Origin of the sequence: Pseudomonas sp. NY15181 (assembly GCF_048068055.1) — a bacterium.
Lineage (GTDB): Bacteria > Pseudomonadota > Gammaproteobacteria > Pseudomonadales > Pseudomonadaceae > Pseudomonas.
In genome coordinates, this window is the sequence record NZ_JBLUPT010000001.1 from 218397 (window position 1) to 240232 (window position 21836).

Here is a 21836-nt window from a genome sequence, read left to right on the forward strand (position 1 = left end):
GATGTGACCAATGAAACTGGACTGGGCCGAGCGCCTGCGAGAACGGATGCATGGCTGTGCCGAATCCCTGGGCAACCTGCTGGTGGAGGGCTTCCACTACCTGGCGTTGTTCGCCATCGGCGGGTCGGTGTTCTGGTCGGCGGCGGTGGCCTTCGGCGAGATGATGGGCAAGGGCCACGCGAGCATCGATGACATCCTGCTGCTGTTCATCTATCTCGAACTGGGCGCGATGGTGGGCATCTACTTCAAGACCAACCACATGCCGGTGCGCTTCCTGATCTACGTGGCGATGACCGCGCTGACGCGCCTGATGATCGCCGACATCCAGCACAACCACGTGCCCGACGACGGCATCATCCTGGTCTCGGTGGCGTTGTTGCTGCTGGCGCTGGCGATCCTGGTGGTGCGCTACGCCTCCTCGCGCTTCCCGTCTCCGGCTTCGCCGCAGCGCAGTGGCGAACGTGACCTGATCAGCGACGACGAGCGCTGAGCGCACCGGCGTTGATCGCCGCCCGTCGCAGAGCGGCCGGATGCACTACCATCGGTGCATCCGCCGCCTGAGAAGTCCGAGCCCATGAAGGGATGGAAGCTGTTTGCACCCCTGCTGATCCTGGTGATCATCGCCATTACCCTCTATCTCCGTCTGCACACCCAGCCGCTGCTGCTGCAGGGCGAGGCGGACGCCACCGACGTGATCGTCGCGTCCAAGGCCAAGGGCCGGGTAGAAGTGCTGCACGTGCGGCGCGGCGACGACGTGAAACAGGGCCAGCTGCTGATCTCCCTCAGCAGTCCCGAACTGCAGGCCCAGCTGGACTCCCTGCGCGCCGCGCGCAACCAGGTGCAGGCCAATCTCGACGAATCCCTCCACGGCACCCGCGAGGAAACCCTGCGCGCCTTGCAGGCCAGCCTGTCCCAGGCCCAGGCCGAGCAGCGCAATGCCGAGCTGGAGTACCAGCGCAACGAGGAACTGGCCGGCCGCGGCTTTGTCTCCCAGGCGCAGCTGGATTTGTCCCGCCGTGGCCGCGACGTGGCGCGCAACCGCGTGGCCGAGGCCCAGGCCAATCTCGACGAGGGCACCCAGGGCGACCGCGAGGAGCGTCGACAGGCGCTGGAAGCGGCGGTGCGCCGGGCCGATGCGCAGATTCTCGAACTGCAGGCGCAGACCAACGACCTCAACGTGGTGGCGCCGGTGGACGGCGAAGTGGGGCCGATCCCGGCGGAGCAGGGCGAGCTGATCAACGCCTACAGCCCGTTGCTGACCCTGGTGCGGCTGTCCGATAGCTATTTTGTGTTCAACCTGCGCGAAGACATCCTCGCCGATGTGAAGAAGGGCGACGAGGTGGCCATCCAGGTGCCCGCGCTGAAGAACGCCGCTGTCCGCGCCAAGGTCAGCTACATCGCCCCGCTCGGCGACTTCGCCACCAAGCGCGCGACCCGCGCCACCGGCGACTTCGACCTGAAGACCTTCGAGGTGCGGCTCTATCCGGAGACGCCGGTGGAGGGATTGCGTCCCGGGATGAGCGCGCTGTGGCACTGGCAGCAGTAAGGCGCAACCTGCTGCGTTTCGCCCAGGCCTTCGGCAGCGAGACGCGCATCGCCCTGCGCAGCTGGACCATCCACTGGCTCGGTTGGCTCTGGCCGCTGCTGCTGTTCGTGGTGATCAGCGGCGTGTACCAGGCCGGCACCCTGCTGGACATGCCGGTGGCGGTGGTCGATGCCGATCACAGCCATCTGTCGCGGCAGATCGTCCGCGAGCTGGACGCCGGTTCCCACGCCAAGGTGGAGGTGCTCGGCGGCGGCCTGCAGGAAGGCCAGCGCCGCCTGCGCATGGCCGACGACTATGCGCTGCTCTACATCCCCCGCGATTTCGAGGCGGACGCCCTGGCCGGCCGCCAGCCCACCGCCGAGCTGTACTACAACTCGCTGTTCTATTCCGCCGGCTTCTACTCGACCCAGGACTTCGACGGGTTGATGAGCGCCGTCAACGCCGAACTGCGCCCGCGCCTGGCCGCCGGCATGGACCGCCCGATGCCGGCGCTGGCCAGCGTCGCCGTGTCCTACGAGAGCCTGTTCAACGCCAGCGGCAACTACATCTACTTCCAGCAGTTCGCCGCCATCGTCCACCTGCTGCAGCTGTTCGTGATCGTCGCCACCGTCCACGTGCTCGCCCGCGAGGCGCCGGAACTGCGCGCATCGTCGCCGCACATCCTGCGAGCCCAGGCGCTGGGCGTGCGCCTGCTGGGCAAGCTGGCGCCCTACACCCTGCTGTTCAGCACGCTGCTGATGGTGGAGCTGTTCCTGCTGGTGGAACTCAACGGCGCGCGGATCAACGGCAATCCCTGGTGGATGCTGGCGATCACCGTCTGCTACGTGGCGGCGGCGCAGAGCCTCGGGCTGGTGCTGTTCATCTTCACCGCCAACCGCTTCAGCGCCTATTCGCTGATCGGCCTGCTGATCGGCCTGGCGCAGACCTATTCCGGCGTGCTGCTGCCGGAGCTGGCGATGCCGCAGATCGCCCGGGTGATCGCCGAGGCGGAGCCGCTGACCCACACCCTGCACGGCCTGTTCGACCAGTTCCTGCGCAAGGCGCCGGCCGAGTCGGGCCTGTACACCTGCTGCAAGCTGCTGCTCTACCCGCTGCTGGCCTACATGATCGCCAAGATGCGCCTGCGCCGGCGCCTCGACCTGAGCCCGGCATAGGGAGCTGCGATGGAAAACTTCTGGAGCGTCTTCCGCGAATCCCTGCGCAACATGTTGAGCAAGCCGCTGTGGCTGATGATGGTGCTGTCGGTGGCACTGACCACCTTGCCCTACGCGCACCGCACCATGGACGACCTGCCGGTGGCGGTGATCGACATGGACCACAGCGCGGCGTCCCGCGAACTGGTGCGCCTGCTCGATGCCGCGCCGAAGATCGCCACCCTCGGCTACGACCAGTTGCCCGAGGCACAGCACGACCTGGCCTGGCGCAAGCTGTTCGCCATCGTGGTGATCCCGCTGGATTTCGAGAAACGCGTGCTGCGCGGCGAGTCGGTCACCGTGCCGATCTTCGGCGACGCCACCAACCGCATGGCCAACGGGCAGATCCAGCAGGACATCAACGCCACCTACACCGAGCTGTCGCTGCGCTACAACCGCGAGCGGCTGACGCGCGGCGGCTTCTCCGAACGACAGGCCAACGTGCTGCTGCAGCCGGCGATCGGCCAGCTCACCGACCTGTTCAACCCCGGCACCAGCTTCGCCGCCATCGTCCTGCCCGGGCTGGTGACGCTGATCCTGCAGCACAGCCTGCTGCTTTCCTGTACGCGGGTGAACCTCAACCTGCGCGGCGGCACCCCGCGCTCGCTGCGCCAGCCGGTTTCGACGCGCTTCGGCCGCTACGCCGCGCAACTGTCGATCTGGACGGTACTGGCCATGCTCTTCTATGTGATCTGGCCATGGATGATGGGCTACCGGCAGACGGCCTCGTTCTTCATGCTGATGGGCCTGGTGCTGCCCTTCCTGCTGGCGGTGATCGCCATGAGCGAGTTCATCGCCGAGGTGCTGCCTTCGGAGGAGGCCGTCTACCTGACCATGACCTTCATCACCCTGCCGCTGTTCTACATGGCCGGCTTCACCTGGCCGCCCCAGGCCATGCCGCAGTGGGTGCAGCTGCTGGCCGATGCCATTCCCTCCACCTGGGCGATCCGCGCCGTGGTGGAGATGAACCAGATGAACCTGCCGCTTTCGGCCGTGGCTGACAGAATTCTTATCCTCTTCGTCATGGCGGCGGGCTATGGACTCCTGGGTACACTGATCTACCAGTATCGAAACTGGCGTTGGGACCAGCTCAAGGGCTGGTAAAGAAAGTTGAGAGGGAGTTTCGACATGAAGATGTACCTTGCCTGGCCGCTGCTCATGGCCGGCCTGCTCAGTGGATGCGGTTCCTACCACACGCTGCGCAGCGACGATGTGGTGAATGCCAGCGAGCTGCGGCTCAAGGGCACCTATTGCGGTGCCATTCCCCGGGTCTACGGCGGAGTGGTCTGGGATGCCTGCCAGTTGTACGGCGAACCACCGGCCAACACCGGCTATACACCGCCTGCCTCACCGGCCAACTACACGTTCGGCCCGCCGATCCTGCCTGTGCTGGACATGGTTTTCTCCGGCGTCGTCGACACCCTGGCCTTGCCCTACACCCTTTATCGGCAGAACCGCGATGGCAGTATCGAACTGCGACGCGATTGAGCGAAATCCGAGCTTCAAAGCAGATGAGCGATGCTGATCCGCTTACTGACGACCTTGGTGATCGTTGTAGGAGTGACCGGCTGTGGTTCGGTTCGGACCCTCTCCAGCGACAACGTCGCCAAGGTCGATGATCTGGGGCTCAGGGGAACGGCGTGTGGCGACACGCTCCCTCGGGTTTACGGTGGCGTCGTCTACAACAGTTGCGTGTTGATCGGCGATGATCGTCAGCGAGGTGGACCGATCTCCCGTTTCAGCCTGATGGAGTACCCGGCGCCAGTCATTGATATGGGCTTCTCCGCGGTGGTCGATACCCTGGTGCTGCCCTATACCCTGTACCGCCAGAATCGGGACGGTGACATTCAGATGCTCCGCGAGTAGGCCGTCTAGAGTGAGTGTTCCAGACCATTCGAGGAGCGCTGTGATGAACCCATTGAACGGCAAGGTCGCGGTCGTCACCGGCGCGGCCAGTGGTATCGGCAAGCAGATCGCCCTGACTCTCGCCAAAGCAGGCGCGGCTGTGGCCATCGCCGATCTGCAGGAGGCTGCCGCGCAGCGCGTGGTGGAGGAGATCGAAAGCGCTGGCGGCAAGGCCTTGGCGCTGGCCATGGACGTCACCGACGAGCAGGCGGTGGACGGCGGGATCGACCGCGTCGTGGCGACCTTCGGCAGCATCGATATCCTGGTCTCCAACGCCGGCATCCAGATCGTCAGCCCGCTGCAGGATTTCGCCTTCGCCGACTGGAAGAAGATGCTCGCCATCCACCTCGACGGCGCCTTCCTCACCACCCGCGCCGCGCTGCGCCACATGTACCCGGCCAAGCGCGGCGGCGTGGTGATCTACATGGGCTCGGTGCATTCCCACGAGGCTTCTCCGCTGAAGTCCGCCTACGTCACCGCCAAGCACGGCCTGCTCGGCTTGGCCCGCACCCTGGCGAAAGAGGGTGGGCCGCATGGCGTGCGTTCCCATGTGGTGTGCCCCGGCTTCGTGCGCACGCCGCTGGTGGAGAAGCAGATTCCCGAGCAGGCGGAGGAATTGGGCATCAGCGAGGAAGAGGTGGTGAAAAAGGTCATGCTCGGCGGCACCGTGGACGGCGAATTCACCACCGTCGAGGACGTGGCGCAGACTGTGCTGTTCCTGGCGAGCTTTCCCTCGGCGGCGCTCACCGGGCAGTCGGTGCTGGTCAGTCATGGATGGGGGATGCGTTGAGCGAGAGCACCGCACCTTCGTAACAAGGAGCGTAGGGCGCATAACGTTCGACGTTATGCGCCGATTGAACTTGATATCCGGGTACTCCAAATCCGGCACGAAGCCGCGGGTTCAAGGCACTCCGGGCTTGGCTGTGGCACCGCCGATGCGCACGGCGTATCGGCGTACAACCGCGAACGGTTGTACGCCCTACGGCTCTCCCTTCATCAATCCTTCGACACAGCCCTTGCCGTGATGGCAGGATCATGGCATCTTTGTGCAAATGATAAGTTTTCGCATTTGTAGGTTTCTATCACCTGAGCCTCGATGCAAGACGTTCGCGCGCAGGGGGCTCCCGTGACGTCCGCTACACACCATTCACAGGTCGGCGAGCTCTACGCCGGCCATCATTCCTGGCTGCTCGGCTGGCTCTATCGCCGCCTGGAATGTCGCCACCAGGCGGCGGACCTGGCGCAGGACACTTTCGTCCGCCTGCTCGCTCGCAGTGAGCTCAAGGGCCTGCGCGAGCCCCGGGCTTTTCTCGCCACTGTCGCCCGGGGGCTGATGGTCGATCACTTCCGCCGGCAGAGCCTGGAGCGCGCCTGGCTCGACAGCCTGGCGCAGCAACCCGAGGCCGAGGCGCCGTCTGCCGAGGAGCGGGCAATGGTGCTGGAAACCCTGATGGAGATCGACCGCCTGCTCGACGGCTTGCGCCCGGTCGTGCGCAGCGCCTTCCTGTTGTCGCAGCTCGATGGGCTGACCTATCCGCAGATCGCCGAGCGCCTTGGTGTGTCCCTGAGTTCGGTGCAGCAGTACATGACCCAGGCCTTCGGCCATTGCTACCAGGCGCTCTATCCATGAACCCCAGCGGCGCCATCGATGCCGCTCCGCGTCTGGAGCACGCGGTGGTGGAGCAGGCCATCGGCTGGCGTGTGCGCCTGGCCTCCGGGATGGCTGCCGCCGACGAGATCGCCGCCTGCCAGCGCTGGCGGGCGTCCGATCCGGCCCATGAGCAGGCCTGGCAGCGCCTGGAATTCTTCGATGGACGGCTGGCGGGCATTGCGCCGGGTGTAGCCAGCTGCTCGTTGCGTCGTGCGGCGGTCGATCCGGCGCGGCGGCGGGCATTGAAGAGCCTGCTGTTGCTCGCCGGCACGGCGGCCGTGGTGGGCAGCGCTGGCCTCGGCCTGCGCGATTCGTCCTGGCTGGCGCAGCAGCGCACCTCGGTTGGCGAGCGCCGGCGCATCGCGCTGCCCGACGGCGGCTGGCTGCAACTCAATACCGACAGTGCGGTGGATATCGTCTATGACTCGCAGATCCGCCGCGTGCGGCTGTACAGCGGCGAGATGCTGGTGCAGACCGCCACGGACGGCGCCGGTCGCGCCTTCTGGGTGGACACTCCGCTGGGTCGCCTGCAGGCGCTGGGCACCCGATTCGCCGTGCGCCTGGACGGCAGCGAAGCGCGGTTGTCCGTGCAGGAAGGCGCGGTGGCCGTCACCCCCGCGCTGCGCGACGAGTCCGCCGGGGTGATCGAGGCGGGGCGCCAGGTGCGGTTCGACCGCAAGGGGCTGTACGGCGAGACTGCGCTGGACGCCGATTCGCTGGCCTGGAGCGACGGTTATCTGGTGGCACGGCAATGGACCCTCGGCCGGCTGTGCGCCGAGCTGGCGCGCTATCGAGCGGGCGTGCTGCGCTGCGATCCGGCGGTGGCCGACCTGGCGATCTCCGGTGTGTTTCCGCTGGACCGGCCCGAGCAGGCCATCGCCGCCTTGCAACGCAGCCTGCCGGTGCGCGCGCAGTACCGGACGCGCTGGTGGGTGACGCTGGTGCCTTTAGCCTGAGGTGATTTCCTAAAGCTGCCGAGTTTTTGCAGGAGCGGACCCTGTCCGCGATGGACGGAGCTGGCGGCAGGATTCGCGGACAAGGTCCGCTCCTACGAAGAGCTCTTCGGCGCAAATCTGTAGGCACCGTAGGGCGTACAACCGTTCGCGGTTGTACGCCGATACACCGTGCGCATCGTTGGCGCTGTGGCCAGGCTCGGAGTGCCTTGGAACGGCGACTTCGGGGCGGCTTCGGAGTGGTCTGGAGGCAAGGTCAAACGGCGTGTAACGTCGAACGTTATACGCCCTACGCTCCTGAGGGGGGCGTGGCACGGGGCGGGTTCGCGAGCAAGCTCGCTCCTACGAAGAGCAGCCTGGCGCTGGCCTGTAGGAGCGAACCGCTCCGACGAAAATCAAACCGCCTTGGGCAACGGCGCGAACAGCGCGTCGATATCGGCGTCGTCGAGCTGCCAGTCCGAGCCGGTGCCTTCGAGGATACCGGCAGCCAGTGCGGCCTTGTCGCGCTGCAACAGCTGGATCTTCTCTTCCACCGTGCCACGGGCGATCAGCTTGTAGACGAACACCGGCTTGTCCTGGCCGATGCGGTAGGCGCGGTCGCTGGCCTGGTTCTCGGCGGCCGGGTTCCACCAGGGGTCGTAGTGGATCACGGTGTCGGCGGCGGTCAGGTTCAGGCCTACGCCGCCGGCCTTCAGGCTGATCAGGAACAGCGGCACGCGGCCCTCCTGGAAGTCCTTCACCGGTGCGCGGCGGTCGCGGGTGTCGCCGGTGAGCAGGGCGTACTCCAGGTTGCGCTCGGCCAGTGCCTCGCCGATCAGCGCGAGCATCGAGGTGAACTGCGAGAACACCAGCACCCGGCGGCCTTCGGCGAGCAGTTCTTCGAGCATGTCCAGCAGGTAGACCAGCTTGCCCGAGGTCACCGCGCGCGCCGCCTTGCCGGACGGCGGCGGGGCTTCCTTGTTCACCAGGCGGATGTCGCAGCACACCTGGCGCAGCTTGAGCAGCGCTTCGAGGATGATGATGCGGCTGCGCGCAAGGCCGCGCCGGGCGATCTCGTCGCGCACCTTGCGGTCCAGCGCCAGGCGTACGGTTTCGTAGAGGTCACGCTGCGCCTCGCTGAGTTCGATGTGCTGGATGAACTCGCTCTTGGGCGGCAGTTCCGAGGCCACCTGCTCCTTGGTGCGGCGCAGCAGGAAGGGACGGATGCGCGCGGCGAGATGGGCCAGCCGCGCCTGGTCGCCGTGGCGCTCGATGGGCGTGCGGTAGTCGACCGCGAACTGGCGGGCGTCGCCCAGCCAGCCGGGCAGCAGGAAGTGGAACAGCGACCACAGCTCGCCCAGGTGATTCTCCAGCGGCGTGCCGGTCAGGCACAGGCGGTTGCGCGCTTGCAGGTGGCGCGCGGCCTGGGCCGCCTTGGTGCCGGCGTTCTTGATGTTCTGCGCCTCGTCGAGGATCAGCAGGTGGTATTCGTGCTGCGCGAGTTTTTCCGCATCGCGCGGCAGCAGGGCGTAGGTAGTGAGGATCAGGTCGTGCTCGGCGATCTTCGCGAACGCCTTGCGCCGCCCGGCACCGTGCAGGGCGAGCACGCGCAGCCCGGGGGTGAAGCGCTCGGCCTCGTCCAGCCAGTTGGGGATCAGGCTGGTGGGCATGATCACCAGTGCCGGCGTGGTCAGGCGGCCGGCCTGCTTCTCCAGCAGGATGTGGGCGAGGGACTGTAGCGTCTTGCCCAGCCCCATGTCGTCGGCGAGGATGCCGCTGGCGCCGACTTCGCGCAGGGTCTGCATCCAGCTCAGGCCTTCGTGCTGGTAGGCGCGCAGCTCGGCGTTGAGGCCTTCGGGAATGGCCGCCGGGCGCGCGCGGTAGTCGCGCAGGCGGTGGGCGATCTCGCGCAGCTGTTCGCCGCCTTCCCAGGCCAGCGGCAGTTCTTCCAGCTCGGAGAGACGCGAGGCGTCGGCCGCGCCCATGCGCAGGCGGCGCACCGGCGGCTGCTCGCCGATGTAGAACTCCGACAGCGTGCCGAGCATCGGTTTGAGCTTGCCGAACGGCAGCGAGACCCGCAGCGGGCGGTCGGAAGCGGTCTGCCAGGTGTGGATCGGGGTGCGTCCGGCATCCAGGCGCAGCACCAGTTGCTCATCGTCGGAATGGCGGGCGAGGGCGGCCGGGTCCAGTAGCGCCGGCATGCGTCGGATCAGTTCGATCAGCGACGGCAGCAGGCTGATGCGGCGGCCGTCTACCTGGATACCCAGTTCCAGGTCGAACCACTGGCGGTCCTCGGTTTCCTCGATCTCGGCGTACCAGTCTTCCACCGGCAGGATGTCGAAGACGAATTCCGGGCGCACGTCGATTTCCCAGCCCTGCTCGCGCAGTTGCGGCAGGCCTTCGCGCATGAAACTTTGCCAGGCGGTGTCGTCGGGCAGCTCGAACATTTCCCCGGCGCTGTCCTCCAGCGCATCGCTGCGCCGCATGGCGGGCTTGAAGCCCAGTTCGCGCAGGTCCAGGCGCCAGGCGTGCTCGAGGTCCAGCTGGCGGCTGACGCGGACGATACGGTCATCGCGGAATACCCGGATCTCGCGGCCCGAGCGCGGGGTGACGCTGCCGGAGACCGGCATGTCGTCATACAGGAAGGCCAGCGCGGCACGGTGCCGGGAGATGTTCTGCATGCGCCCGCTGCGCAGGTCGAAGCCGCTGTGCACATGGCTGCCCAGGGTCAGCCGCGGGCGTGGCGCGAAGTCGTCGCGCGCCACGGCGGGCAGTGGAGAGTCGGCGGGTGGCTTCATCCGAGTTTCCTTCCGGCGATCCAGCCGAGTACGCAAACGCCCGATGATACCGCGATTTTTCTCGGGCGGGCGCGGAAGGAAACCAGCGGTCAACGGGCGAAGCGTCTGGCGCCGGCGACGCACAGCACCACGGCGACGGTGGCGCCGGCCATCAGCGGGCTGATCTGCTCGTGCAGCAGCAGGCCGGCCAGCGCCAGGCCGAAGAAGGGCTGCAGCAGTTGCAGCTGGCCGACCGCGGCGATGCCGCCGGTGGCCAGGCCGTGGTACCAGAAGAAGAAGCCGATCAGCATGCTGAACAGCGACACGTAGCCCAGGCTCAGCCAGGCCGGCCAACTGGCGCCGGAGAAGGTCGCCGGCTGGGTGTACCAGGCCAGCGGCAGCATCAGCGGCAGGGACAGCACCAGCACCCAGCAGATCACCTGCCAGCTGCCCAGGTGGCGGGCAATGCGCCCGCCCTCGGCGTAGCCCAGGCCGCAGACCGCGATCGCAGCCAGCATCAGCAGGTCGCCGGTGAGGTTGCCCGCGCCGCTCTGGGACAGCGCGAAGCCGGCTACCACGGCACTGCCCAGCAGCGAGCAGATCCAGAACGCCGGGCGCGGCTGCTCGCCGGCGCGCACCACGCCGAACAGCGCGGTGGCCAGCGGCAACAGGCCGACGAAGACGATGGCGTGGGCCGAGTTGACGTGCCGCAACGCCAGGGCGGTGAGCAGCGGGAAACCGACCACCACGCCGCCGGCGACCACCAGCAGAGGGATCAGGTCCTTGCGCGCCGGCAGCTTCTGCCGCAGCACGATGAGGATCGCCGCCGCCAGCAGGCCGGCGATGCTGGCGCGGGCGAGGGTGAGAAAGGTCGGGTCGAAGTCGGCCACCGCCACCCTTGTTGCCGGCAGCGAGCCGCTGAATATGAGCACGCCGAGGAAACCGCTGAGCCAGCCGCCGAGGTTGCGGTTCATGGCGAGAGTGTTGTTCATGGTGGGTCATCCAGCAGAGGAGCGAGCTTCGAGGATGCGCCGGGGCCTGCCGAGCGGCCAGTGACAGATAGGTACAATTTACGCAAACTGTCCGTAAATTATCCCGGTACACATTATCCAGGGGCAGGCGAGGGCGACATGGGCAGGCCAAAGAGCACGCGAGTCGATACGGTGATGCACCATGTGCGCGAGCGCCTGGCCGCTCGGGCGCTGGTGCCCGGCGAACGGTTGCCGTCGATTCGGCAGTTGGCCGAACAACTGGACGTCTCCAAGACCACGGTGGTGGAAGCCTACGACCGTCTCGCCGCCGATGGTGTGATCGCCGCCCGGCGTGGCTCCGGCTTCTATGTCAGCGGCCATGCGCCGCCGCTGTCGCTGGCGGAGATCAGCCCGGCGCTGGACCGCAGCATCGATCCCCTTTGGATCTCCCGCCAGTCGCTGGAAGCCGCCGACACCTCGCTCAAGCCCGGCTGCGGCTGGCTGCCGCCGTCCTGGCTGCCGGAGGAGGAGCTGCGCCGTGCGCTGCGGCAGATCGCCCGGGCACCGCAATCGAGCCTGCTGGAATACGGTCGGCCCTACGGCCACGCTGGCCTGCGCGAACAGTTGGCGCGCCGGCTGGCGGACTACGGCCTGCCGGTCGGCCCGCAGCAGGTGGTGCTCACCGACAACGGTACCCAGGCCATCGACCTGGTCTGCCGCTTCCTGCTGGAGCCAGGCGATTGCGTGCTGGTGGACGACCCCGGCTACTTCAACTTCCAGGCCCTGCTGCGCGCCCACCGCGTGCAGGTGATCGGCGTGCCCTATACGCCAACCGGGCCGGACGTGGCCGCCATGGCGAGCCTGCTGGAGCAGCACCGCCCGCGCCTGTACATCACCAACTCGGCCTTCCATAACCCCACCGGCGCGGTGCTCTCGCCGCTGGTCGCCCATCGCCTGCTGAAGCTGGCCGAGGCTTATGACCTGCTGATCGTCGAAGACGATATTTTCGGCGACTTCGAGCACGAGAGCGCGCCGCGACTGTCCGCCTTCGACGGGCTGGAGCGGGTGATCCAGGTCGGCAGCTTCTCCAAGACGCTGTCGGCCTCGGTGCGTTGTGGCTACATCGCCACCCAGCCCGAGTGGTGCGAGCGGCTGGTGGACCTGAAGCTGGCCACCAGCTTCGGCAACAGCCCGTTCAGCGCGGAAATGCTCTTCGAGCTGCTGCGCAAGGGCAGCTACCGCCGGCATCTGGACAGCCTGCGCGGGCGCCTGGCCGACGCCATGGGCGAGACGCTGCAACGCCTGCGCGCGCTGGATATCCGACCCTGGCTGGAGCCGCGCGGCGGCGTCTTCATCTGGGCCAGCCTGCCCGGTGGGCTGGACGCCGCCGAGGTGTCCCGCGCGGCCCTGGCGGACAACCTGGTGCTGGCGCCGGGCAACGTCTTCAGCCTCAGCCAGAGCGCCACCGGCTTCCTGCGTTTCAACGTCGCCCAGTGCCTGTCGCCACGGGTGTTCGAGGGGCTGGAGCGGGCCATGGACATGGCGCGCACGCGCTGACCGAAAAAATTCCGGATCGGCCTGCAGGTTTTCCTTCGTCGTTCGGCCTCTGTGCAATCCCGCTTGATCTGCACAAGGAAATGCCATGCCCGCCGTCCCCACCGTGCGCCTACGTCCGCTGACGCGCGCCCTGCGCATCGCCGCGCTCGGCCTGGCCGCCAGCTTGCCGCTGCTGCCGTATTCTTCCGCCATGGCCGCGCCCGCCGCCCAGCACTTCAGCGTGCCGGCCGGTAGCCTGGAGGATGCGTTGAATGCCTACGCCCGCCAGGCCGGTGTGCTGCTGACCTTCGACCCGGCGCTGACCGGTGGCCTGATCAGTCCGGGCCTGGCCGGCGACTATTCGGTGGACGCCGGCTTCGCCGTGCTGCTGTCCGGCAGCGGGCTGTCCGCCGAAGCCAGCGCCGACGGCAGCTACCGCCTGCAACGCAGCGCCACCGAAGGCGCGCTGGAAATGAACGCGCAGACCATTACCGGCCAGGCCGAGGAAGACCCCACCGGCCCGGTACACGGCTATGTCGCCCAGCGCAGCCTCACCGCAACCAAGACCGACACGCCGATCCACGAGACGCCGCAGTCGATCTCCGTGGTGACCCGCGAGCGCATGGAGGCCCAGGCTGTGCACTCGGTGAACGAGGCGCTGCGCTACACGCCGGGGGTGTCGTCCTACGGCTCGAACAACCGCTCCGACTGGTACACCGTGATCCGTGGCTTCTCGCCGACCACTTACCAGGACGGCCTGCAACTGCCGACCACCATCAACCTCGCCAGCTGGATGGTCGATCCCTACATGCTGGAGCGCGTCGAAGTGCTGCGCGGCCCGGCCGGGGTGCTCTACGGCCAGGGCGATCCGGGCGGGGTGATCAACCAGGTGTCGAAGCGCCCGAGCCCCATCGCCAGCCACGAAATCCAGCTGCAGTACGGCAGCGACGCCCGCAAGCAGCTGGGCCTGGACAGCACCGGCGCGCTGGATGACGCCGGGGTCTGGAGCTACCGCATGGTGATGGTCGGCCACGAGGGCGACATCCGCGATACGCCCTGGGAGGACAAGCGCCTGGCCCTGGCGCCGTCGCTCACCTGGCAGCCGGACGAAGACACGCGCCTGACCCTCATGGCCAGCTACCTGAAGGACGACAGCAACGCCCAGGACAACTTCCTGCCGGCGGTGGGCACGGTCGAGCACAGCCCCTACGGCAAGATCCGCCGCAGCCTGTTCACCGGCGACAAGCACTTCTCCAAGTACGAGAAGGAGCAGTACAGCCTCGGCTACGAGTTCCAGACGCAGCTCAACGATGTCTGGCAGGTCCGTCAGAACCTGCGTTACGCCCATCTCGATCTGAACGACAACATGGTCTATGGCGTCGGCACCACCGGCTACTGGGGCATGGAAGGCGGCGACGACCGCACGCTGCTGCGCTACGCCGGCATCGAGAACCCCGAATACACCCGCTGGACGCTGGACAACCAGGCCCAGGCCGACTTCAACACCGGCTGGCTGCGCCACACCCTGCTGCTCGGCCTGGACTGGCAGCGGCAGAAGACCCAGGACCCGCAGGCCTACGTACTGACCACGCCGCTGGACCTCTACGGCGGCCCGTCCTACGGCCCGGTGGACCCTTCTTCCTTCACCCCGGACGACTGGAGCTACACCGACCAGACCCAGCGCCAGACCGGCCTGTACCTGCAGGATCAGCTGCACTTCGACGACCACTGGGTGCTTACCCTGGGCGGCCGCTACGACTGGGCCAGCGCCACCACCGACACCCGCAGCACCGCGGGCAGCAGCCACGCCAGCCAGAAGGACGAAGCCTTCAGCGGTCGGGTCGGCCTGGTCTATCTCGCGGACAACGGTCTGGCGCCCTACATCAGCTACAGCGAGGGCTTCACGCCCAACGCCGGTACCGACTACTTCGGCAAACCCTTCGACCCGACCAAGGCCAAGCAGTACGAGGCGGGCGTGAAGTTCCAGCCCGCGGGCTCGGACAGCTCGGTGAGCGCCGCGGTATTCGAGATCACCCAGCGCGACGTGGTCACTCCCGATCCGGACCCGACCCATATCAACAGCAACGTGCAGACCGGCGAGGTGCGTTCCCGTGGTCTGGAGCTGGAAGGCGTGGCCAGCCTCAGCGACGAGCTGAACCTGGTCGCCACCTACACCTACCAGGACGTGAAGATCACCCAGGCCAACGACGCGAGCGACGGCAAGACGCCGGTCAGCATCCCGACCCCGCGCAACCTGGCCTCGCTGTGGGCCGACTACACCCTGCGCGACGGCGAGCTGAAGGGCCTCGGTTTTGGCGCGGGCGCTCGCTACAACGGCCGCAGTCCGGGGGCGCCGGACAACTCGCTGAATGTGCCCAGCTACACCCTGCTGGACGCCGCCGTGCACTACGAGACCGGCCCGTGGCGCTTCGCCGTCAACGCCGCCAACCTCTCCGACCGCGAATACATCGCCGGCTGCTACGACGCCACCCGCTGCATCTACGGCAATGGCCGCGTCGTCACGGGAACCGCGACTTACCGTTGGTAAGACGGGGCGCCGGGGGCGCGCCTGGTCGGCGGGTGAGGTCCAGGTGTTGGTTTGGGGTGAATTTGAACGTTCGTACAACTTGATCGGAAATGGATGACTTCACGGGTAATGCAGAGCGGTTAAATCGGGAGGTGACGAGGCTCTAGGATAATCGCTTCAGCACCTCGGGACCTGGCGTTCCAGGGTGACAACGATTATTAAAACCGAGGAAGTTCCATGGCCGAGCCGTGCCAGTTGTACCTGAAAGTTGCCATCAGCCGTCCGAAACTCGAGGCCTTTCTCTGCAGTGAGGCGGGGTCGGCGGCCTGTTTCGAAGACTTCGAGCAATGGCTGGATGCCAACCGGCGATGGCGCGGCAGCATGACCTGGCACGAGCTGTGCGAACTGGGGCAGGGCACCACGGCGCAGGACTGGGTTGCCGGCTGGAGCCGCCACCTGCGTTCGCCGGCCTGGAACCACTACGACGACACGACCCAGACCTGGAGCCTGGCGGTGCTGGAGTTCGCCGAGAGCCGCGAGTGGATCATCGGTGCGCTCAACGTGCTGCGGCGGATCGCCGACTTCAAGGACCTGCCGGGGACCGATCACCTGCTGATCTACGAATACCTGTTCGAACAGGGCAGCGTGGTCGCCGCCGTGGAACTCGCTCCCGGCCAGTCGCGGATTCTGCCGGGAGAGCCGCCAGCGGAGCTCACTGCCGAAGCTGACCGGATGATGGGCGGCCTGCTGCGCGCCATGGATGTCAGTGGAAGCTATGTCGTGCAGCGGGTTGCGAACACAGATGCTGACAAAAGCGGCGATTGATTTCTTTTAATTGAGAAGCAATATCATATAATTCTGCTTTTCAATAACCTCCCGAGAACCTTCCGGGGGGCTTTGCAGGACTCACCCGCATGTCTGCTTCCTCGCGCTCCCGATGGCTGACGGGCGCCCTGTTCGGTGCCGTCACGACACGCATTCTGAGCGCTGTGGTCGGCGGTTACGTCCTGGCGTACACCGCCACCGCTTTCCTCAGCGTCTATCTGCCGATGGCGCGTCCTGACCGCGTGTCGTTCGCCAGCCTGGCCAGCTTCTTCGTCTGGGTCGCCGCGATCCTCTACGTTTTCGCCGCCCGCAGCGCCTGGCGCGCCTGCTGGGCGCCGGCAGTGCTGAGCCTGCTGCTGGGGTTGGCGGCCTTCCTTCCCGGCGGTTACGGAGCGCGTCCATGAGCCTGCGCCAATCCATGTCCGGGCTGCACACCTGGAGCGGGCTGCTGGTCAGCTGGATTCTCTTCGTGGTGCTGTTTTCCGGCACCCTGGCGGTGTTCGACAAGGAACTGACCCGCTGGATGCTGCCGCAACTGCAGCCGCTGGAGGCGATCCAGGTCGGCGCCGACCAGGTCCGCGAACTGATCGTCGAGCGCGCGCCTCGCGCCCACGGCTACTGGATGCTGCCGCCCAGCGAGCGCATGCCCTATTGGACCGCCGGCTGGGAGCCGGAAGGCGTTGGCGAGTTCCAGTCCTTCCTGGTCGATGCACAGACCGGCGAGGTGCTGCCGCGCACCGTCGGCGGCAACTTCTTCCTCGAACTGCATTACGAACTGCACGGCGGTCTCGTCGGACTCTACGTGGTCGGCGTGGCCGGACTGTTCATGCTGGTGGCGCTGGTCAGCGGCGTGATCGTGCACCGGCGCATCTTCAAGGACTTCTTCACCCTGCGGCCGCAGGCGGCCAGGCAGCGCGCCTGGCTGGATGCGCACAATGTGCTGGGCGTGCTCGGCCTGCCGTTCCATCTGCTGATGGCGTACACGGGGCTGGCGATCTTCATCACCTTCTACATGACCGCCGGCATCCAGGCCGCCTACAAGAACGACATGGAACGCTTCGAGCATGAAGTGCAGGGCGCCTTCGACCGGGAGGAACTGGGCAAGCCGGCGAAACCGCCGAAGTCCATCGACCGCATGATCCTCAACGCGCGCGAGGCCTGGGGTGACGACAGCGCGGTGGGCTGGATCAACGTCGAGCATCCCAATGACGCCGCGGCGATGGTGCAGGTGCGCCGGGCCGTCGACCGCAGCATGGCGAACGACCAGCGCACGGTGTCGTTCGACTCCGGCACCGGCGCGCTGCTGCATGTGCAGCCACCCTACAAGCCCGGCTATCACACCTATGCCTGGCTGACCGGCCTGCACATGGCGCAGTTCGGTAACCATCTGCTGCGGGTGATGTATTTCCTCCTCGGCCTGGTGGGCTGCGCAATGGTCTTCGGCGGGCTGCAGGTCTGGGTGAGCAAGCGCGCGGCGCGTGATCACCGGGGCGTGGCGCTGGTGCGGGTGCTCAACGGCGCCGTGTGCGGCGGCCTGCCGCTGGCGTCGCTGGGGCTGCTGGCGGCGTCGCGCCTGCTGCCTGCCGGGATGCTCGGACGTGAGCGCTGGGAGGCGACGGCGTTCGTGGCGACCTGGCTGTTGGCGCTGGCCCATGCGTTGTGGCGTCGTGGCGGTCGGCGCATGGCTCGCGAGCAATTCGGCGCGCTGGCCGCGCTGGCGCTGCTGCTGCCGGTGCTTGGTCTGTTCGGGCCTGAGCCCGGCCGGTTGACTACCCGTATCGCCGGGGGCGACGGGTTGATGGCGGGCATCGAGCTCGGCCTGCTGCTGACGGGTGTGCTGTGCGCTTTCCTGGCCTGGCGCCTGGGCCGGGAACGCGCCGAGCCGGTGCGCGTTCGACGTGGTCGTAGCGAGGAGTTCGCCTGATGTTGCTGGTGTTTGGTCTCAACCTCTTGGCATTGGCGGCGGTGTGTTTGTCGCTGTCGCGCCATCACCGCGATCTGTTCGGCAGTGCGCCGTCCGATGTCCGTGTGCGCTTGTTGCGGGGTGTCGCGCTGGTGGATGGCGCCCTGGCGCTGGCCTTTGCGATTCACCGCATGGGGATTGAGTTGGGCATCGTTTATTGGGCGTGCCTGTTGATGATCGCGGGGGCGACGCTTGTACTCTTGCAGGCCTGGCGGCCCCGTTGGGCATTGCCAGTGGCGGCGGCGATGCCGGTGGTTGGTGGTGTCCTGGCGGTGATGGGCTGAAGGCTCTTTGTAGGAGCGAGCTTGCTCGCGAACCTTTCTGGCACTGACCCTGTCTGCGAGTCTTTTGTCATGTTCTGTGTTTATGCGCCGCTTCGGCGTGCTTGGGGACTTCTTGTTTCGCCCCCTCGGGCGACCTCCTTTGGCAAACCACGGATGGCCGCCCCACCCAAAGGAGGCAAAGGTCTTGCCCCATCATCCGGGTCCCGCTTCGCGGGACTCCCCTCGCTCCATCGAAGTTTCAGGGGCCCGCGTCGACGGGCCATCCATGGCCCAACGACGCTCTCGCGGCATCCATGCCGCTCAACCCCTGAAACTCCGATTCCACTCGGCCTCCTGAAGGGGCGCTCCGGAGTGCGCGGAGGTTTCTCTGGAAGTCTTTAAAGCCAGAGCCATGCGGTGAGCAGGCTTTCGTAGGAGCGGACTCCGTCCGCGATCCGCACACCATCCGATACGCGCCCGACTTTTTACTCCTCAAACGCCTGCCGATACTCCCCCGGCGTCCCCCCTACCACCGAACGGAACCGGTTGGCGAAATGGCTCGCACTGGAGAACCCACACGCCAGCGCAACCTGGGCCAGCGGCTGGCGGGTGTCGCGCAGCAGACGTTGCGCCAGGGCCACGCGGCGGGCCAGGACGTACTGGTGCGGCGGCATGCCGAAGCTTTCCCGGAACATCCGCGCGAAGTGGTATTCCGAGAGCGCCGTCTGCATCGCCAGTTCGCCCAGGGACAGCGGCTGGTCCAGGCGCTGCTCGATGTACTCCGCGATGCGTCGGCGCATCACCGGCGCCAACCCGCCCTTCAGGCGCAGCCCTTCACGCAAGCCGACCTGATTGAGCAGCAGATGATCGATCAGCTCATGGGCCAGGCTGCTGGTGCGGATGCGTTCGCCCGGCTCCTGCCAGTCCAGCTTCACCAGCTGGCGGAAGCGCGACGCCTGCTGCGGGTCGTCGAGGAAGGTCCGCTCGTGCAGTTGCAGCTCGCGCGGCTCGCGGTCCAGCAGGCGGATGCAGCCCAGGGCGAACTGTTCCTGGCCGATGTACAGGTGCGCCAGGCGGATGTCGCCGTTGACGATCCACGCCGACTCGGAACCGGCGGGCATCACGCACAGCTTGTCCGGCGCGCCCTTGCTGCCGGGCGCTCCACGGCGGAAGGTGCCGGTGCCGTCGTTCAGGTAGCAGGACAGCGTGTGGTGGCTGGGCGCATGGTAGTCGCGGGCGTCGTGGCTGTTGCTCCAGATGGCCGCCGACAGCCCGTCGCCCAGCTCGGCGCAACGCTCCAGGCGGGCGTTGGCCGAGGCGTTCATCGACTGGAAGACTTCGAGTGCTTCGATGGCGGACATGGGTATTCCTCTGTTGCGTCCACTCTACCCGCGCGGGCGCGCGTTGCCAGCTAGGCATTCGCAATAAGCGCAAGAATCTGCAAGCCGGCGCCGGGGCAGGGCGGGAGACTGACTCCCCAGTAATCCGGAGACCGCCATGAACCTCTCGCTCTACCTGCTCACTGTGCTCATCTGGGGCACCACCTGGATCGCCATCAAGCTGCAGGTCGGCGTGGTCGCCATTCCGCTGTCCATCGCCTACCGCTTCAGCCTGGCGGCGCTGGTGCTGTTCGCCCTGATGCTGGTCTCTCGCCGCCTGCAGCCGCTGGGGCGGCGCGGCCAGGCGATCTGCCTGGCCCAGGGGCTGTGCCTGTTCTGCGTGAATTTCCTGTGCTTCTACACCGCCAGCCAATGGATTCCCAGTGGGCTGGTCGCCGTGGTGTTCTCCACCGCCACCCTGTGGAACGCGCTCAATGCGCGGATCTTCTTCAAGCAGCGCATCGCCCCGAACGTGCTGGGCGGCGGCGCCCTGGGGCTGGTCGGGCTGGTGCTGCTGTTCTGGCCGGAACTGTCCAGCCATGGCGCCAACCGCGAGACTTACTACGGACTGGCCCTGGCCCTGGCCGGTACGCTGTGCTTCTCGGCGGGCAACCTGCTGTCCAGCCTGCAGCAGAAAGCCGGGCTGCGGCCGTTGTCGACCAACGCCTGGGGCATGCTCTACGGTTCGCTGATCCTGCTGGCGATCTGCCTGGTGCGGGGCGTGCCGCTGACCTTCGATACCAGCACCCAGTACGTCGGCTCGCTGCTGTACCTGGCGATTCCCGGCTCGGTGATCGGCTTCACCGCCTATCTCACCCTGGTCGGGCGCATGGGACCGGAGCGCGCCGCCTACTGCACCGTGCTGTTCCCGGTGGTGGCGTTGAACGTTTCGGCCTATGCCGAGGGTTATCAATGGACGCTGCCGGCGCTGGCCGGCCTGGCGCTGGTGATGGCGGGCAACGTGCTGGTGTTCCGCAAGCCGAAGCCGGTGTTGCAGGTGGCCCGGGCGTAAGTGGGGCTCCTTGGAAGCTCCTGTTTTTGCGGGCGGCCCTCTCCCCAGCCCTCTCCCTTCAGGGAGAGGGGAACACAGGTACGTATTTTCCCGGAAAGGGAATGACGGAGGGCCGCTACTGATCAGCCCTTCCATACCTGCGGATTGACCAGGTTCTTCGGCCGCTCGCCGCGCAGTGCGGTCTCGAAGTTGTCCAGCGCGCACTCGGCCATGGCGCGGCGGGTGTCGAAGGTGGCGGAGCCGATGTGCGGCAGGGTCACGGCGTTGGGCAGGGCGAACAGCGGCGACTCGGCCAGCGGCTCCTTCTCGTAGACGTCCAGGCCGGCGGCGAGGATGCGCTTTTCCTGCAGCGCCTCCACCAGTGCGGCTTCGTCGATCACCTGGCCACGGGCGATGTTGACCAGGATGGCGCTGGGCTTCATCAGCTCCAGCTCGCGCTTGCCGATCAGCTTGCGGGTCTGCTCCGACAGCGGCACCACCACGCAGACGAAGTCCGCCTCGCCCAACAGCTCTTCGAAGCCGCAAAAGCGCGCGCCCAGTTCCTGCTCCAGCTCCGGCTTGCGGCTGTTGCCGTGGTAGAGCACGTCCATGTTGAAGCCGAAGCGGCCGCGGCGTGCGATGGCCGCGCCGATGCGGCCCAGGCCGAGGATGCCGAGCTTCTTGCCGTAGACGTCGACGCCGAACTGCGGGGTGTCCACGGTGCGCTTCCACTGCCCGGCCTTGGTCCAGGCGTCCAGCTCGGCGGTGCGCCGGGCGGTGGCCATGATCAGCGCGAAGCCCAGGTCCGCCGTGGTCTCGGTGAGCACGTCGGGGGTGTTGGTCAGCGGGATGCCGCGCTGGTTCAGGTAGGCGAGGTCGTAGTTGTCATAGCCGACCGAGACGCTGGAGATCACTTCCAGCTGGCCGGCGTTGGTCAGCTGCTTCTCGCCCAGCGGGCGGCCCACGCCGATCATGCCGTGGGTGGTCGGCAGGGCGGCGGCGAACTGTTCGTTCACATCGCCCTGCTTGGGATCGAGCACGGTGACGTTGAACTGGCTGCGCAGGCGGTCGAGGTGTTCCGGGGCAAGGCGGCTGAAGACGAAGACGTTCTTTTTCATGGCGATCGGACGGCTGGGGATAAATGAAGGGGCTAACCCTACCACCGGCGGGACGGGGAGGGGCAAGGCTGGCGTGCACGTCGGGCGGTTATCGAACGGGGTGGCAGGGGCGTAGGGCGTATAACGTTCGACGTTATATGCCGTTTGACCTTGGCCCCAACGCACTCCGATATCGGTCACGGAGCCGCCGTCCCAAGTCACTCCGAGCTAGGCCATGGAGCCGACAGTGGTCACGGTGTATCGGCGTACAACCGCGAAC

The 21836-nt window shown here is 66.9% G+C and carries 20 protein-coding genes; 16 read left to right on the forward strand and 4 right to left on the reverse strand.

Features of this window, described 5'->3' with window-relative positions; translation table 11 throughout:
* The first annotated feature begins 10 nt into the window (after window positions 1-10).
* The 9 genes from ACNFBT_RS01060 to ACNFBT_RS01100 all read left to right on the forward strand — a co-directional run bounded on the left by ACNFBT_RS01060 (window position 11) and on the right by ACNFBT_RS01100 (window position 7251).
* Complete coding sequence (locus ACNFBT_RS01060; RefSeq protein WP_416745670.1) at window positions 11-490, forward strand: phosphate-starvation-inducible protein PsiE; 480 nt, start codon at window positions 11-13, stop codon at window positions 488-490.
* Between the two features lie 84 nt (window positions 491-574).
* Window positions 575-1546, forward strand: coding sequence for an HlyD family secretion protein (locus tag ACNFBT_RS01065; protein WP_416745671.1), 972 nt, complete (start codon window positions 575-577; stop codon window positions 1544-1546).
* Window positions 1528-2700 (forward strand): ABC transporter permease, encoded by a 1173-nt coding sequence (locus ACNFBT_RS01070; RefSeq protein WP_416745672.1) that lies wholly within the window; start codon window positions 1528-1530, stop codon window positions 2698-2700. The genes ACNFBT_RS01065 and ACNFBT_RS01070 overlap by 19 nt, the downstream gene beginning before the upstream one ends.
* Before the next feature lie 9 nt (window positions 2701-2709).
* The gene (locus tag ACNFBT_RS01075; protein WP_416745674.1) at window positions 2710-3843 is read left to right on the forward strand and encodes an ABC transporter permease; all 1134 of its coding nucleotides are present in this window, start codon (window positions 2710-2712) and stop codon (window positions 3841-3843) included.
* A gap of 24 nt (window positions 3844-3867) precedes the next feature.
* Window positions 3868-4227 carry a YceK/YidQ family lipoprotein gene (locus ACNFBT_RS01080; protein WP_416745676.1) on the forward strand — a complete coding sequence of 120 codons (360 nt, stop codon included), beginning with the start codon at window positions 3868-3870 and terminating at the stop codon, window positions 4225-4227.
* Window positions 4228-4257: 30 nt separating this feature from the next.
* Window positions 4258-4605 (forward strand): YceK/YidQ family lipoprotein, encoded by a 348-nt coding sequence (locus tag ACNFBT_RS01085; protein ID WP_416745677.1) that lies wholly within the window; start codon window positions 4258-4260, stop codon window positions 4603-4605.
* Between the two features lie 43 nt (window positions 4606-4648).
* Entirely contained in the window at window positions 4649-5434 is a 786-nt protein-coding gene (locus ACNFBT_RS01090) for a 3-hydroxybutyrate dehydrogenase (RefSeq protein ID WP_416745679.1), read from the forward strand.
* Window positions 5435-5740: 306 nt separating this feature from the next.
* A complete protein-coding gene (locus ACNFBT_RS01095; protein ID WP_416745681.1) occupies window positions 5741-6274 on the forward strand; it encodes a sigma-70 family RNA polymerase sigma factor in 534 nt (177 codons plus the stop codon).
* Window positions 6271-7251 carry a FecR domain-containing protein gene (locus ACNFBT_RS01100; RefSeq protein WP_416745683.1) on the forward strand — a complete coding sequence of 327 codons (981 nt, stop codon included), beginning with the start codon at window positions 6271-6273 and terminating at the stop codon, window positions 7249-7251. Before ACNFBT_RS01095 ends, ACNFBT_RS01100 begins: the two co-directional genes overlap by 4 nt.
* Before the next feature lie 392 nt (window positions 7252-7643).
* Here the strand turns inward: ACNFBT_RS01100 and ACNFBT_RS01105 are convergent, their stop codons facing one another.
* Both ACNFBT_RS01105 and ACNFBT_RS01110 read right to left on the reverse strand, forming a co-directional pair.
* A complete protein-coding gene (locus ACNFBT_RS01105) occupies window positions 7644-9674 on the reverse strand; it encodes a DEAD/DEAH box helicase (protein ID WP_416747155.1) in 2031 nt (676 codons plus the stop codon).
* Window positions 9675-10114: 440 nt separating this feature from the next.
* The gene (locus ACNFBT_RS01110) at window positions 10115-10996 is read right to left on the reverse strand and encodes a DMT family transporter (RefSeq protein WP_416745685.1); all 882 of its coding nucleotides are present in this window, start codon (window positions 10994-10996) and stop codon (window positions 10115-10117) included.
* Window positions 10997-11134: 138 nt separating this feature from the next.
* Between ACNFBT_RS01110 and ACNFBT_RS01115 the strand changes: the two genes are divergently transcribed.
* The 6 genes from ACNFBT_RS01115 (at window position 11135) to ACNFBT_RS01140 (ending at window position 18110) form a co-directional block, all read left to right on the forward strand.
* Window positions 11135-12532, forward strand: a complete 1398-nt coding sequence (locus tag ACNFBT_RS01115) for a PLP-dependent aminotransferase family protein (RefSeq protein ID WP_416745687.1) — start codon at window positions 11135-11137, stop codon at window positions 12530-12532.
* 85 nt (window positions 12533-12617) lie between these two features.
* Complete coding sequence (locus ACNFBT_RS01120) at window positions 12618-15059, forward strand: TonB-dependent siderophore receptor (protein ID WP_416745689.1); 2442 nt, start codon at window positions 12618-12620, stop codon at window positions 15057-15059.
* 216 nt (window positions 15060-15275) lie between these two features.
* Window positions 15276-15863, forward strand: a complete 588-nt coding sequence (locus ACNFBT_RS01125; protein ID WP_416745691.1) for a hypothetical protein — start codon at window positions 15276-15278, stop codon at window positions 15861-15863.
* 89 nt (window positions 15864-15952) lie between these two features.
* Window positions 15953-16267: a DUF3649 domain-containing protein gene (locus ACNFBT_RS01130; protein WP_416745693.1), complete on the forward strand. Its 315-nt coding sequence runs from the start codon at window positions 15953-15955 to the stop codon at window positions 16265-16267.
* The gene (locus tag ACNFBT_RS01135) at window positions 16264-17787 is read left to right on the forward strand and encodes a PepSY-associated TM helix domain-containing protein (RefSeq protein WP_416745694.1); all 1524 of its coding nucleotides are present in this window, start codon (window positions 16264-16266) and stop codon (window positions 17785-17787) included. The genes ACNFBT_RS01130 and ACNFBT_RS01135 overlap by 4 nt, the downstream gene beginning before the upstream one ends.
* Window positions 17787-18110 carry a DUF3325 domain-containing protein gene (locus ACNFBT_RS01140; RefSeq protein ID WP_416745696.1) on the forward strand — a complete coding sequence of 108 codons (324 nt, stop codon included), beginning with the start codon at window positions 17787-17789 and terminating at the stop codon, window positions 18108-18110. Before ACNFBT_RS01135 ends, ACNFBT_RS01140 begins: the two co-directional genes overlap by 1 nt.
* 464 nt (window positions 18111-18574) lie before the next feature.
* On the opposite strand, the gene ACNFBT_RS01145 is transcribed toward ACNFBT_RS01140, so the two are convergent.
* Entirely contained in the window at window positions 18575-19450 is an 876-nt protein-coding gene (locus tag ACNFBT_RS01145) for a helix-turn-helix domain-containing protein (protein WP_416745698.1), read from the reverse strand.
* Between the two features lie 136 nt (window positions 19451-19586).
* Between ACNFBT_RS01145 and ACNFBT_RS01150 the strand changes: the two genes are divergently transcribed.
* Window positions 19587-20480: a DMT family transporter gene (locus tag ACNFBT_RS01150; RefSeq protein WP_416745700.1), complete on the forward strand. Its 894-nt coding sequence runs from the start codon at window positions 19587-19589 to the stop codon at window positions 20478-20480.
* Between the two features lie 122 nt (window positions 20481-20602).
* Here ACNFBT_RS01150 and ACNFBT_RS01155 read toward each other — a convergent pair whose 3' ends face one another.
* Complete coding sequence (locus ACNFBT_RS01155) at window positions 20603-21577, reverse strand: 2-hydroxyacid dehydrogenase (protein WP_416745702.1); 975 nt, start codon at window positions 21575-21577, stop codon at window positions 20603-20605.
* Window positions 21578-21836: the final 259 nt, after the last annotated feature.